The organism is Pseudomonas sp. AAC (assembly GCF_000725445.1).
In the GTDB taxonomy this organism is placed as follows: domain Bacteria; phylum Pseudomonadota; class Gammaproteobacteria; order Pseudomonadales; family Pseudomonadaceae; genus Pseudomonas; species Pseudomonas citronellolis.
In genome coordinates, this window is sequence record NZ_KL647097.1 from 841,105 (window position 1) to 855,626 (window position 14,522).

A 14,522-nucleotide genomic window follows, 5' to 3' on the forward strand; every position below is an offset into this window, starting at 1 on the left:
CTCAGCGGTCATGCTCGGCAAATATCGACAGCGCGATTGCCTTCACGTTCTGAGGGAAAATTCCCAAGATTCGTAAAACGTGATGGAGTCCAGATTCAGTCGGCATCACTTTCCGATAAAGCGCCGCCAGCGCCCAGCCCAACCTTTGGCGGGGCCCCGATTCGCCACATTTGAATGCTCGCAGGAGCAACTGTCTTGCCGGCAGCGCCGAGGCGCTCTTCGTAGGATGGGTTGAGCTTGCGAAACCCATGCGGTTGCGCTGATGGGTATCGCTTCGCTCAACACCATCCTACGAAAAGCCATGCTCGCTCATACGGAGCCACCTGTAGGAGCAGGCCCTGCCTGCGATTCGCGCGCAGGGCGCGCTCCTACAGGAGGTCGGGTTCGCGAGCCCGCAACGAAAAAGGGGAAGGCCGAAGCCTTCCCCTTTTCCTGCTGCGTCAGATGCGGCCTCAGCCCACCCAGACGCGGGCGTTGCGGAACATGCGCATCCAGCCGCCGTCTTCCTGCCACTCGTCCGGGCGCCAGGAGTTCTGCACCGCGCGGAACACCCGCTCCGGGTGCGGCATCATGATGGTCACGCGGCCGTCGCGGCTGGTCAGGCCGGTGATCCCGCGGGGCGAGCCGTTGGGGTTGGCCGGGTAGGTCTCGGTGACCTTGCCGTGGTTGTCGACGAAGCGCAGCGCCACGCAGCCGGACAGGTCCGACTCGAGCAGGGCTTCCTCGCTTTCGAACTCCGCATGACCCTCGCCGTGGGCGATGGCGATGGGCAGGCGCGAACCGGCCATGCCCTGCAGGAAGATCGACTGCGACTCCTGCACCTGGACCATGGCCACACGCGCTTCGAACTGCTCGGAGCGGTTGCGCACGAAGTGCGGCCAGAATTCGGTGCCGGGGATCAGCTCGTGCAGGTTGGACATCATCTGGCAACCGTTGCACACGCCCAGGGCGAAGCTGTCCTTGCGCTCGAAGAAGGCCTGGAAGCCGTCGCGGGCGCGGGCGTTGAACAGGATCGACTTGGCCCAGCCCTCGCCGGCGCCGAGCACGTCGCCGTAGGAGAAGCCGCCGCAGGCCACCAGGCCCTTGAAGTCTTCCAGGCTGACGCGGCCGGCGAGGATGTCGCTCATGTGCACGTCCACCGCGGCGAAGCCGGCGCGGTCGAAGGCCGCGGCCATTTCCACCTGGCCGTTGACGCCCTGCTCGCGGAGGATCGCCACCTGCGGGCGCACGCCCTTCTTGATGTAGGGCGCGGCGATGTCGTCGTTGACGTCGAAGCTGAGCTTGGCGGACAGGCCGGGATTGTCCTCGGCCAGCAGGCCGTCGAACTCCTGGTCGGCGCACTCGGCGTTGTCGCGCAGGCGCTGGATCTGGTAGCTGGTTTCGCTCCAGATGCGCTGCAGCAGGCGGCGCTCGGCGCTGTACACCGGCGCGCCGTTGAAGCCCAGCTCGATGGCGTCGCCGTTGACCGGCTGGCCGATCACCGCCACGCAGTCGCCCAGGCCGGCGGCGCTGAACTGCGCCAGCACTTCCGGGGTGGCCGCTTCGCGGACCTGGATGACCGCGCCCAGCTCCTCGCTGAACAGCGCGGCATTGAGTTCCTCGCGGCTGGAAGCCAGGTCGTCGAGGCGCAGGGACAGGCCGCAGTGGCCGGCGAAGGCCATTTCCAGCACGCTGGCCAGCAGGCCGCCGTCGGAACGGTCGTGGTAGGCCAGCAGGTGACCGTCGGCGTTGAGGCCCTGGATCACCGCGAAGAAGGCCTTGAGGTCTTCGGCGTCGTCGACGTCCGGGGCCCGCTGGCCGATCTTGCCGTAGGTCTGCGCCAGGATCGAGCCGCCCAGGCGGTTCTTGCCGCGGCCGAGGTCGATGAGGATCAGGTCGGTCTCGCCCTTGTCCAGGCGCAGTTGCGGGGTGAGGGTCTTGCGCACGTCGCCGACCGGGGCGAAGCCGGAGATGATCAGCGACATGGGAGCGGTGACGCTCTTCTCCACGCCCGCATCCTGCCAGCGGGTCTTCATGGACATGGAGTCCTTGCCCACCGGGATGGTGATGCCCAGCGCCGGGCACAGTTCCATGCCCACCGCCTTGACGGTGTCGTACAGGCGCGCGTCCTCGCCCGGGTGGCCGGCGGCGGCCATCCAGTTGGCCGACAGCTTGATGTCGGAGATCGCGCCGATGCGGGCGGCAGCCAGGTTGGTGATGGTCTCGCCGATGGCCATGCGGCCCGAAGCCGGAGCATCGAGCAGGGCCAGCGGGGTGCGCTCGCCCATGGCCATGGCTTCGCCGGTGTAGACGTCGAAGCTGGTGGCGGTGACGGCGCAGTCGGCCACCGGCACCTGCCAGGGGCCGACGAACTGGTCGCGGGCCACCAGGCCGGTGATGGTGCGGTCGCCGATGGTGATCAGGAAGCTCTTGCTGGCCACGGCCGGGTGGCGCAGCACGCGCTCGGTGGCTTCGCCCAGGTCCAGGGCGGCGGCGCTGAAGTCATCGCCGATCTCGGCTTCGCGGGCGACCGAGCGGTGCATGCGCGGCGGCTTGCCGAGCAGCACGTCGAGCGGCATGTCCACCGGCTTGTTGCCGAAGTGGCTGTCGGCGACGGTCAGGTGCTTCTCCTCGGTGGCCTCGCCGACCACGGCGAACGGGCAGCGCTCGCGCTCGCAGATGGCCTTGAAGGTCTCGAAGTCGGCGGCGTCGACGGACAGGACGTAGCGCTCCTGGGACTCGTTGCACCAGATTTCCAGCGGGCTCATGCCCGGCTCGTCGTTGGGCACCGCGCGCAGTTCGAAGCGGCCACCGCGGCCGCCGTCGTTGATCAGTTCCGGCAGGGCGTTGGAGATGCCGCCGGCGCCGACGTCGTGGATGAACTTGATCGGGTTGTTGGCGCCCAGCTGCCAGCAGCGGTCGATGACCTCCTGGCAGCGGCGTTCCATTTCCGGGTTCTCGCGCTGCACCGAGGCGAAGTCCAGGTCGGCGGCGGAAGCGCCGGTGGCCATGGACGAGGCCGCGCCGCCGCCCAGGCCGATGAGCATGGCCGGGCCGCCGAGCACGATGAGCTTGGCGCCGACGCTGATCTCGCCCTTCTGCACGTGGTCTTCGCGGATGTTGCCCAGGCCGCCGGCGATCATGATCGGCTTGTGGTAGCCGCGCACTTCCTCGCCGCGCGGGGTCGCCACGGCCTGCTCGAAGGTACGGAAGTAGCCGGTCAGGTTGGGACGGCCGAATTCGTTGTTGAACGCGGCGCCGCCCAGCGGGCCTTCGATCATGATGTCCAGCGCGGTGACGATGCGCTCGGGCTTGCCGTAGGGCACTTCCCAGGGCTGCTCGTAACCGGGGATGTTCAGGTTGGAGACGGTGAAGCCGACCAGGCCGGCCTTGGGCTTGGCGCCGCGGCCGGTGGCGCCCTCGTCGCGGATTTCGCCGCCGGAGCCGGTGGAGGCGCCGGGGAACGGGGCGATGGCGGTCGGGTGGTTGTGCGTCTCGACCTTCATCAGGATGTGCACCGGCTCTTCGCTGGCGCCGTACTGGCGGGTCTCGGGGTTGGGGTAGAAGCGCCCGGCGACCGAGCCCACCATCACCGCGGCGTTGTCCTTGTAGGCGGACAGCACGCCTTCGCGGTGCATTTCATAGGTGTTCTTGATCATGCCGAACAGGCTCTTGTCCTGGGCCTGGCCGTCGATGTCCCAACTGGCGTTGAAGATCTTGTGGCGGCAGTGCTCGGAGTTGGCCTGGGCGAACATCATCAGCTCGACGTCGTGCGGGTTGCGGCCCAGCTCGACGAAGCTCTTCACCAGGTAGTCGATCTCGTCTTCGGCCAGGGCCAGGCCCAGCTCCAGGTTGGCCTTCTCCAGCGCGGCGCGGCCGCCGCCGAGGATGTCGACCACGGTCAGCGGCTTGGGCTGGGCGTGGCTGAACAGGCCGGCGGCCTCTTCCATCTGGTTCAGCACCAGTTGCGTCATGCGGTCGTGCAGGCGCGCGGCGACTTGCGCAGCGTCAGCCTCGGACAACTCGCCGGCGACGTAGTAGGCGATGCCGCGCTCGATGCGCTCGAGCTTCGCCAGGCCGCAGTTGTGGGCGATGTCGGTGGCCTTGCTGGACCACGGCGAGATGGTGCCGAAGCGCGGCACCACCAGGAACAACCGGCCCTTGGGCTCCTGCACCGGCACGCTCGGGCCGTACTTGAGCAGCCGTCCGAGCACCTGTTCCTCATCGGCGGTCAGCACGCCACTGACCTCGGCGAAATGCGCAAACTCGGCGTACAGCCCGGTGACAGCGGGTACCTGCCGGGTCAGCAGGTCGAGCAGTTTGCCGTGGCGGAAGGCGGAAAGGGCGGGAGCGCCGCGCAGGATCAGCATTGTCGGAACAGCCTCTGGAGACAGGGGAATTCGCAGGGCCGGGAGGGCCGGCCCGCAGAGGCCGTGCATTCTACCGTAAAGCATGCCCCGGCGGCACCTGCAGCTCGGCCGACGGCAAGGGCTTTCTGCCATTGGGCGGGGGAGCGCCGCCATTCATCTTCGAACGCTTTCGAGCGGGCTCGCCGCACGCCCGCTCCAGGCGCGCCCCGGGCCCCCGGCCGGCGTCTGGCACGGCCCCTGAAACGAAGCCGCTAGCAGAGATGCCCCCGGCTGTCCAGATATTGGGCTCCGCGACCTTGGCGTATACTGCGCCGATGTTTGCCCTGAACCCGTCCCGCGTGCGCTCCGCCGTATGGATCCTGGCGACCTGTATCTTTCTGCTGCTCTCCGGCTGTAGCGAGGCGAAAGCCCCCACGGCCCTGGAGCGGGTACAGAAGGACGGAGTGCTGCGGGTGATAACCCGCAACAGCCCGGCCACCTACTTCCAGGATCGCAACGGCGAGACCGGCTTCGAATACGAGCTGGCCAAGCGCTTCGCCGATCACCTGGGGGTGAAGCTGCAGATGGAGACCGCCGACAACCTCGACGACCTCTACAGCAAGCTCGGCCAATCCGGCGGCCCCGACCTGGCCGCCGCCGGCCTCACCCCCGGCGGCGAGCGGGAGACCTCCGTACGCTTCTCGCACTCCTACCTGGACGTCACTCCCCAGGTCGTCTACCGCAATGGCGACCCGCGCCCCACCCGCCCTGACGACCTGGTCGGCAAGCGCATCGTGGTGCTCAAGGGCAGCAGCCACGCCATGCAGCTGGCCGAGCTGAAGAAGAAGTACCCGAAGCTGGAGTACAAGGAATCCGACGCCGACGAGATGGTCGACCTGCTGCGCATGGTGGACGTCGGCGACATCGACCTGACGCTGATCGACTCCAACGAGCTGGCGATGAACCAGGTCTACTTCCCCAACGTGCGCGTGGCCTTCGACTTCGGCGACGCCCGCGGCCTGGCCTGGGCCTTGCCCGGCGGGACGGACGACAGCCTGTACGCCGAGGTCAACAAGTTCCTCGACAAGGTCAAGCAGGACGGCACCCTGCAGCACCTGAAGGACCGCTACTACGGCCACGTCGACGTGCTCGGCTACGTCGGCGCCTACACCTTCGCCCAGCACCTGCAGCAGCGCCTGCCGCGCTACGAAACGCACTTCAAGCAGATCGCCCAGACGCTGAAGATGGACTGGCGCCTGCTCGCCGCCATCGGCTACCAGGAATCCATGTGGCAGCCCGACGCCACCTCCAAGACCGGCGTGCGCGGCCTGATGATGCTGACCAACCGCACCGCCCAGGCCATGGGCGTGTCCAACCGCCTCGACGCCAAGCAGAGCATCCAGGGCGGCGGCAAGTACTTCGACCAGATCCGCGACGAGCTGCCGGACAGCATCAAGGAGCCGGACCGCAGCTGGTTCGCCCTGGCCTCCTACAACATCGGCAGCGCCCACCTCGACGACGCCCGCAAGCTGGCCCAGCAGGAAGGCCTGAACCCGGACAAGTGGCTGGACGTGAAGAAGATGCTGCCGCGCCTGTCGCAGAAGCAGTGGTTCCGCAAGACCCGCTACGGCTACGCCCGCGGCGGCGAGACCGTGCATTTCGTGCAGAACGTGCGGCGCTACTACGACATCCTCACCTGGGTGACCCAGCCGCAACTCGAAGGCGGCCAGTTGGCCGAAAGCGGCCTGCACCTGCCCGGGGTGAACAAGACCCGCCCCAGCGAAGAGCCTGACGAGAAGCTCTGAAGCGGACGGAGTCCGCCACGAGGAAACTCCATGCCCCACGACAACTGTAGGAGCGGGCCCTGCCCGCGATTTCGCGCGCAGGGCGCGCTCCTACATGGGAATGGCGCGAGTGGGGCAGCGCGTAGGAGCGGCTCTCATCCGCGAATCGCGCCGGAGCCTCCGGCAAACACAACACCCGTAGGATGGTGTTGAGCGAAGCGATACCCATCACCATGATCCGATGGGTATCGCAAGCTCAACCCATCCTACGAAAAGCGCCTCGGCGCTCCGCCGGCAAGACAGTTTTCAGGAATGCACTATCGCAGGAGCAGACTCCGTCCGCGATTCGCGTAGGACGCCGCGCCCTATCCCTTGCGCCGTGCCTTAAAAAAGGCCGACAGCATCGCACTGCACTCCTCCGCCAGCACCCCGCCCTCCACCAGCACCTTGTGGTTAAGGAAATCCTGGGCAAAGAACACCCCCCGACTGACCACCACCCCCGACTTGGGCTCGGTGGCGGCATAGACCAGGCGCTGGATGCGCGCGTGCACCAGCAGGCCGGCGCACATGCTGCAGGGCTCCAGGGTGACGTAGAGGGTGCTGCCGGGCAGGCGGTAGTTGCCGGCCGCCGCCGCGGCTTCGCGGATGGCGACCATCTCGGCGTGAGCGCTGGGGTCGTGGGCGGTGATCGGCTGGTTGAAGCCACGGCCGACGACCTGGCCCTCCAGCACCAGCACCGCGCCCACCGGCACCTCGCCCAGGGCCGCGCCCTGCTCGGCCAGGGCCATGGCCTCGCGCATGAATTCGCGGTCGCGGCTGCGGTCGATCACCGGGGCCAGCCCCTTCACCGTCGGGTGGCCCTTGCTGTTGGTCAGCCGCACCAGGCGTCACCCACGGCGATGGTGCCCATCAGGCCGGTCTCCATATGATCGATGACGTGGCAGTGGAACATCCACAGGCCGGGGTTGTCCGCCACCAGCGCCACCTTCGCGCTCTCGTTCTTGCCCAGCAGGTAGGTATCACTGTAGTACGGGATGATCTTGCGGCGGTTGGACGCCAGCACCTTGAAGGTCATGCCGTGCAGGTGGATCGGGTGCTGGTACTGCGTCAGGTTGCGCAGGGTGAAGATGTAGCTCTTGCCCAGCTCCAGCTTGGCCAGCGGCGGCGCGTTGTGCTTGTGCTCCTCGCCGCCCTGCCAGGCCACGCCGTTGATCTGCCACAGCGACGGGGTCGCCTGGCCCTTGGAGTAGTCGGTCATGGCGCCCACCCACTCGAACTTGAAGTCGATGGTCTCGGCCTTGTCCAGGTCCGGCTCGCTCACCGGGTTGTGCGGCAGCGCCGGCGGCCATTCGGCGGAACCACCCTGCAGCGGCGCCACGCCGCGCACCGTGCCCAGGCGCACCACGCCGTCGCGCAGGGACAGCTCCTGGCCCTCGGCCGGGCCGCGGATGGCCAGCTCCAGGCGCATGCCCGGGCCGATCCAGTATTGCTCGTCGAGGTCCCGCGGCTCCACCGGGTGGCCGTCGATGGCGTAGATCTTCGCCTCGCTGCCCGGCAGGTTGAGCCGGTAGGTCACGGTGTTGTCGATGTTGAGGATGCGCACGCGGGTCACCTGGCCGGCGGGCAGCTCGATCACCGGCACGTGCTCGCCGTTGATGGTCGACAGGCTGCCGCGGGTGCCCTCGCGGGCGGCTTCGCGCGGCACGCTGAAGGCGGTGAAGGCGCCCTGCTCGTCCACGTGCCAGGTCTTCAGGCAGAGGATTTTCTCGTGACTGAAGCCGCTGGGCTCGCGCTCGTCGATGATCAGCGGGCCGACCAGGCCGCGGCCCAGCTGCTCGCTGCTCATCAGGTGCGGGTGGTACCAGTAGCTGCCGGCGTCGGGGGTCTTGAACAGGTAGACGAAGCTCTGCCCCGGCTGCACCGGCGGCTGCGAGATGTAGGGCACGCCGTCCATCTCGATGGGCAGGCGGATGCCGTGCCAGTGGATGGTGGTCGGCTGGTCCAGTTTGTTGGTGAAGCGCACGCGCAGCCAGTCGCCCTGGCGGGCGCGGATCTCGAAGCCGGGGAAGCGGTTGCCGTAGAGCAGCGCCGGGGTCTTGTGCCCGGGCACCAGCTCCAGGTCCATGGGCGCGGCGATCAGTTCATAGTCGTGCTCCGCGGTCACCTGCGGGCGTGCCAGCCAAAGGCGCGCGCCGCCGACGCCGAGGCCGACCACGGCGAGGCCGGCGATGCCACCCAGTACCTGTCTGCGGGTAAAGCTCATGTCTCCCCCAACCCCTGCGGGTATCTCGCAAATGCAAGATTTTCTCATTTTCCCGGTGGCAAGGCGAGCGCGAAGGCGCTGCGCGATGTCGCATCCCGGGCAACCGCAGCAAATGCCTGACAGACATGGACAGCGGCGCCACGGAAGGCTATCTGGATAACTTCGCTTCCACGGCGGCACACCGCCATTGACGACGAGAGAGACGAGGCATGAGCCAGAAACTGAAGGTGGAACGCAAGGGCCATGTGCTCTGCATCGGGCTGAACCGCCCGGAGAAGTACAACGCCATGGACGTGGAGCTGTACCTGGCGCTGGCCGACGCCTACGGTGAACTGCAAGGCGACGACGAACTGCGCTGCGGCCTGCTCTACGGCGAGGGCCAGCACTTCTGCGCCGGCCTGGAGCTGGACAAGTGGGGCCCGCAGTTCGCCAGCGGCCGCTTCCCCGAACTGCCTCCAGGCGCCTGCGACCCCTTCGGCCTGGACCCGGCGCGGCGGGTGGCCAAGCCGATCGTGGTCGCCGCCCGCGGCGTCTGCTTCACCGCCGCCCTGGAACTGATGCTGGCCGCCGACGTGCGCATCGCCGCGGAAGACGCCCGCTTCGGCCAGATCGAGGTCAAGCGCGGCATCTATGCCGTGGGCGGCGCGACCATCCGCTTCGTGCAGAACATCGGCTGGGGCAACACCATGCGCTACCTGCTCACCGGCGACGAATTCGACGCCCGGGAAGCCCACCGCATGGGCCTGGTGCAGGAAGTGACGGCCCCCGGCGAGGAATTCGCCGCAGCCCTGGCCATCGCCGAACGCATCGCCCGCCAGGCCCCGCTGGGCGTGCGCGCCACCCTGGCCAGCGCCCGCCTGGCCCTGGCCGAAGGCGAGGCGGAAGCCGCCCGCCGCCTGCTGCCGGACCTGCAACCGCTGATGGGCAGCGACGACGTCAAGGAAGGCGTGGCCTCCTTCCTCGAACGCCGCGAGGCGAATTTCGTCGGCCGCTGAAACGACGACGGGGCGGCGTGGATGACCACGACCGCCCCGTCTTCCGGCTACCGGCGCCGCTCAGCTGCGCCGGGTCGCTGGGATCACTCCCACTCGATGGTCGCCGGCGGCTTGCTCGACACGTCGTAGGTGACGCGGGAGATGCCTTCGATCTCGTTGATGATGCGGTTGCTGACCTTCTCCAGCAGCTCGTAGGGCAGGTGCGCCCAGCGTGCGGTCATGAAGTCGATGGTCTCCACCGCGCGCAGGGCCACGACCCAGGCGTAGCGGCGGCCGTCGCCGACCACGCCGACGGATTTCACCGGCTGGAACACCACGAAGGCCTGGCTGGTCTTGTGGTACCAGTCGAAGTTGCGCAGCTCTTCGATGAAGATGTGGTCGGCGCGGCGCAGCAGGTCGGCGTATTCCTTCTTCACTTCGCCTAGGATGCGCACGCCCAGGCCCGGGCCGGGGAACGGGTGGCGGTAGACCATGTCGTAGGGCAGGCCCAGTTCCAGGCCGATCTTGCGCACTTCGTCCTTGAACAGTTCGCGCAGCGGCTCGACCAGTTCGAACTGCATGTCTTCGGGCAGGCCGCCGACGTTGTGGTGCGACTTGATCACGTGGGCCTTGCCGGTCTTGGCGCCGGCCGACTCGATCACGTCGGGGTAGATGGTGCCCTGGGCCAGGAACTTCACGTCCTGCAGCTTGGTGGCTTCCTCATCGAAGACCTCGATGAAGGTGCGGCCGATGATCTTGCGCTTCTCTTCCGGGTCGGCGACGCCGGCCAGGCGGCCGAGGAACTTGTCTTCGGCGTTGGCGCGGATCACCTTGACGCCCATGTTCTCGGCGAACATGGCCATCACCTGGTCGCCCTCGTGCAGGCGCAGCAGGCCGTTGTCGACGAACACGCAGGTCAGCTGGTCGCCGATGGCCTTGTGCAGCAGGGCCGCGACCACCGAGGAATCGACGCCGCCGGACAGGCCCAGCAGCACCTTGGCGTTGCCCACCTGGGCGCGCACGGTGGCGATGGCGTCGTTGACGATGTTCGACGGCGTCCACAGGGCTTCGCAGCCGCAGATGTCCAGCACGAAGCGCGAGAGGATGCGGCCGCCCTGCTTGGTGTGGGTCACTTCCGGGTGGAACTGCACGCCGTAGTAGCCGCGGGCGTCGTCGGCCATGGCGGCGATCGGGCAGCTCGGGGTGCTGGCGAGGATGTGGAAGCCCTCGGGGATGTCGGTGACCTTGTCGCCGTGGCTCATCCACACGTCGAGGCCGAGCACGCCGTCTTCATCGACGTGGTCCTCGATGCCGTCCAGCAGGCGCGCCTTGCCGACCACGTCGACGCGGGCGTAGCCGAACTCGCGCAGGTCCGAACCCTGCACCTTGCCGCCCAGCTGCTCGGCCATGGTCTGCATACCGTAGCAGATGCCGAACAGCGGCACGTTCAGGTCGAACACCGCCTTGGGCGCGCGCGGGCTGTCCAGCTCGTGCACCGACTCCGGGCCGCCGGCCAGGATGATGCCGCGCGGGGCGAAGGCGCGGATGTCGTCGTCGCTCATGTCGAACGGGTGGATTTCGCAGTACACGCCGATCTCGCGCACGCGGCGGGCGATCAGCTGGGTGTACTGGGAACCGAAGTCGAGGATCAGGATCCGGTGAGCGTGAATGTCTTGGGACATGGGCTTTCCTTCGGAATAGCTGGAAGCTGAAAGCCAGAAGCTGGAAGCAGAGACCGGAATTCAACTTCCAGCTTCTGGCTTCCAGCTTCCAGCGCCAATTCGATTGCGATCCGATCAACCTACACGGTAGTTCGGGGCCTCTTTGGTGATCTGCACGTCATGCACGTGGGATTCGGCCATGCCGGCGCCGGTGATCCGCACGAACTGCGGCCGGGTGCGCATGTCCTGGATGTCGGCGCTGCCGGTGTAGCCCATGGCGGCGCGCAGGCCACCCATCAGTTGGTGGACGATGGCGGTCAGTTGGCCCTTGTACGGGACGCGGCCTTCGATGCCCTCGGGGACCAGCTTCTCGGCGCCGGCGGAGGCGTCCTGGAAGTAGCGGTCGGAGGAACCGGTGGCGCCGGCCATGGCACCCAGGGAGCCCATGCCGCGGTAGGACTTGTAGGAACGGCCCTGGAACAGCTCGATCTCGCCCGGGGCCTCTTCGGTGCCGGCGAACATGGAGCCCATCATCACGCAGTAGGCGCCAGCCACCATGGCCTTGGCCAGGTCGCCGGAGAAGCGGATGCCGCCATCGGCGATCAGCGGGACGCCGGTGCCTTCAAGGGCGGCGGCGACGTTGGCGATGGCCGAGATCTGCGGCACGCCGACACCGGCGACGATGCGGGTGGTGCAGATGGAGCCCGGGCCGATGCCGACCTTGACCGCGTCGGCGCCAGCGTCGGCCAGGGCCTTGGCGGCTTCGCCGGTGGCGATGTTGCCGCCGATCACCTGGACCTGCGGGAAGGTTTCCTTCACCCAGCGCACGCGGTCGATCACGCCCTTGGAGTGGCCGTGGGCGGTGTCCACCACCACCACGTCGACGCCGGCGGCGACCAGCGCGGCGACGCGCTCGGCGGTATCGGCGCCGGTGCCGACGGCGGCGCCGACGCGCAGGCGGCCCTGCTCGTCCTTGGAGGCCAGCGGGTAGGTCTTGGCCTTCTCGATGTCACGGAAGGTGACCAGGCCGGTGAGGCGGAACTGTTCGTCGACCACCAGCATCTTCTCGATGCGGTTCTCGTACAGCTTGGCCTTGATCTCTTCCAGGGCGGTGCCTTCGCGGGCGGTGATCAGCTTGTCCTTGGGCGTCATGATCGCCGCCACGCTGTCGCCGACGTTCGGCTTCACGCGCAGGTCGCGGCCGGTGACGATGCCCACCAGCTCACCCTCTTCCACCACCGGGAAGCCGGAGAAGCCGTATTCGCGGGCGATCTGCAGCAGCTCGATGATCTTGGTGGAGGGCGTCACGGTGACCGGGTCGCGAACGATGGCGGTCTCGTGCTTCTTGACCTTGCGCACCTCGGCAGCCTGCTGCTCGATGCCCATGTTCTTGTGGATGATGCCGATACCGCCTTCCTGCGCCATGGCGATGGCCAGGCGGGATTCGGTCACGGTATCCATGGCGGCGGACACCAGCGGGATGTTCAGTTCGATGCCCCGGGTCAGGCGAGTCTTCAGACTCACGTCCTTGGGCAGGACCTCGGAGTAACCGGGGATGAGGAGGACGTCGTCGAACGTCAGGGCTTCTTGGCTGATGCGCAGCATGGCGAGGGCTCCCACACGGGAAAATGGAAGCGCGGCATTATACCCCAGCTTCACGCTCGGGCTCAACGCGCCCGACCGCTGGATTCGCGGGTTTCGCGCTGGCCCTCGGCAAGGCCCCGGGCTTATCATCCAGCGCCATGTTCAATGACCCTTTCCAACGGCTGGGCCTCGACCGCGAGGTGCTGACCGTCAGCCAGCTCAACCAGCGCGCCCGCCAGCTCCTGGAGGACGTGTTCCCGCAGGTTTGGGTGGAAGGCGAGATCTCCAACCTCGCCCGCCCCGCCTCCGGGCACATCTATTTCACTCTGAAGGACGGCAACGCCCAGGTGCGCTGCGCGCTGTTCCGCCAGCACGCCCTGCGCGTGCGCCAGGCCCTGCGCGACGGCCTGGCGGTCAAGGTGCGCGGCAAGGTCTCGCTGTTCGAGGGCCGCGGCGACTACCAGCTGATCGCCGACGCCGTCGAACCGGCCGGCGACGGCGCCCTGCGCCTGGCCTTCGAGGCGCTGAAGCAGAAGCTCGCCGCCGAGGGCCTGTTCGCCGCCGAGCGCAAGCGGCCGCTGCCGGCACATCCGCGGCGCATCGGCATCGTCAGCTCGCCCACCGGCGCGGTGATCCGCGACATCATCAGCGTGTTCCGCCGCCGCGCGCCCCAGATCGAGCTGACCCTGGTGCCCACCGCGGTGCAGGGCCGCGAGGCCACCGCGCAGATCGTCCGTGCCCTGAAGCTGGCCGATGCGCGCGGCTTCGACGCCATCATCCTGGCCCGCGGCGGCGGCTCACTGGAAGACCTCTGGTGCTTCAACGAGGAAGTCGTGGCCCGCGCCATCGCCGCCTGCGCCACCCCGGTGGTCAGCGCTGTGGGACACGAGACCGACGTGTCCATCAGCGATTTCGTCGCCGACGTCCGCGCGCCCACGCCCTCGGCCGCCGCCGAGCTGCTGGCGCCGCACGCCGGCGACCTGCAGCAGCGCCTGGACGGCCTGCGCCGCCGGCTGATCCTGCGCATCCAGGACCGCCTGACCCGCGAGCGCCTGCGCCTGGAAGGCACCGCCCGGCGCCTGCGCCACCCCGGCGAGCGCCTGCGCCAGCAGGCCCAGCGCCTGGACGACCTGGACATGCGCCTGCGCCGCGCCTTCGAGCGCCAGCTGCAGGTGCGCCAGGAACGCATCGGCCGCCTGCAGACGCGCCTGCAGGCACAGCACCCGGGCCGCGCCCTGGCGCTGCTGCGGCAGAAGCTAGACAGCCTGGCCGCGCGCCTGCCCCACGCCACCCGGGCGATCCTCCGCGAGCGCCGCCAGCGCCTCGACGGCCTGGCCCAGAGCCTGCACATCGTCAGCCCGCTGGCGACCCTCGGGCGCGGCTACAGCATCCTCCTCGACGAACGCGGCCAGGCCATCCGCCGCGCCGCCCAGGCCCAGCCCGGCCAGCGCCTGACCGCGAAACTGGGCGAAGGCCAACTGGAAGTGCGGGTGGAAGACAACCACCAGGCCCCGGTCACCCTCTCGCTGCTGGACTGACCTGGGCATTGGCTGTGACATGCGCCGGAAGCACGGCTCTTCGTAGGATGGGTTGAGCGAAGCGATACCCATCACCACGACCGCATGGGTTTCGCAGGCTCAACCCATCCTACGAAGAACCCTCCGGCGCAAGATTGCCCCGTAGGATGGCGTTGAGCGAAGCGATACCCATCACCACGACCGCATGGGTTTCGCAGGCTCAACCCATCCTACGAAGAGCCCTCCGGCGCAAGATTGCCCGTAGGATGGCGTTGAGCGGAGCGATACCCATCACCACGACCGCATGGGTTTCGCAGGCTCAACCCATCCTACGAAGAGCCCTCCGGCGTAAGACTGCCCCGTAGGATGGCGTTGAGCGGAGCGATACCCATCACCCCGGCGCAGTCGGCA

At 68.1% G+C, this 14,522-nt stretch carries 8 protein-coding genes; 3 read left to right on the forward strand and 5 right to left on the reverse strand.

The features are described 5' to 3' along the window. Positions 1-452: 452 nt before the first annotated feature. Positions 453-4,349 (reverse strand): phosphoribosylformylglycinamidine synthase, encoded by a 3,897-nt coding sequence (purL, locus tag FG99_RS17560; RefSeq protein ID WP_043271427.1) that lies wholly within the window; start codon positions 4,347-4,349, stop codon positions 453-455. 314 nt (positions 4,350-4,663) lie between these two features. Between purL and mltF the strand changes: the two genes are divergently transcribed. Continuing rightward, positions 4,664-6,133, forward strand: a complete 1,470-nt coding sequence (gene mltF, locus FG99_RS17565) for a membrane-bound lytic murein transglycosylase MltF (protein WP_043271429.1) — start codon at positions 4,664-4,666, stop codon at positions 6,131-6,133. A 344-nt stretch (positions 6,134-6,477) separates the two neighbouring features. Here the strand turns inward: mltF and tadA are convergent, their stop codons facing one another. Continuing rightward, complete coding sequence (gene tadA, locus FG99_RS17570; RefSeq protein WP_043271431.1) at positions 6,478-6,996, reverse strand: tRNA adenosine(34) deaminase TadA; 519 nt, start codon at positions 6,994-6,996, stop codon at positions 6,478-6,480. Beyond that, entirely contained in the window at positions 6,984-8,375 is a 1,392-nt protein-coding gene (locus FG99_RS17575) for a multicopper oxidase family protein (RefSeq protein WP_043271432.1), read from the reverse strand. The genes tadA and FG99_RS17575 overlap by 13 nt, the downstream gene beginning before the upstream one ends. Before the next feature lie 209 nt (positions 8,376-8,584). Here FG99_RS17575 and FG99_RS17580 point away from each other — a divergent pair, with 209 nt between their 5' ends. Continuing rightward, the gene (locus tag FG99_RS17580; RefSeq protein ID WP_043271434.1) at positions 8,585-9,370 is read left to right on the forward strand and encodes a crotonase/enoyl-CoA hydratase family protein; all 786 of its coding nucleotides are present in this window, start codon (positions 8,585-8,587) and stop codon (positions 9,368-9,370) included. Between the two features lie 83 nt (positions 9,371-9,453). On the opposite strand, the gene guaA is transcribed toward FG99_RS17580, so the two are convergent. Both guaA and guaB read right to left on the reverse strand, forming a co-directional pair. After that, positions 9,454-11,031: a glutamine-hydrolyzing GMP synthase gene (gene guaA / locus FG99_RS17585; protein ID WP_043271436.1), complete on the reverse strand. Its 1,578-nt coding sequence runs from the start codon at positions 11,029-11,031 to the stop codon at positions 9,454-9,456. Positions 11,032-11,145: 114 nt separating this feature from the next. Continuing rightward, on the reverse strand, positions 11,146-12,615 hold the full coding sequence (gene guaB, locus FG99_RS17590) for an IMP dehydrogenase (protein WP_009616195.1): 1,470 nt from the start codon (positions 12,613-12,615) through the stop codon (positions 11,146-11,148). A 137-nt stretch (positions 12,616-12,752) separates the two neighbouring features. On the opposite strand from guaB, the gene xseA reads away from it, so the two are divergent. Continuing rightward, a complete protein-coding gene (gene xseA, locus FG99_RS17595; protein WP_043271438.1) occupies positions 12,753-14,132 on the forward strand; it encodes an exodeoxyribonuclease VII large subunit in 1,380 nt (459 codons plus the stop codon). Positions 14,133-14,522 lie beyond the last annotated feature (390 nt).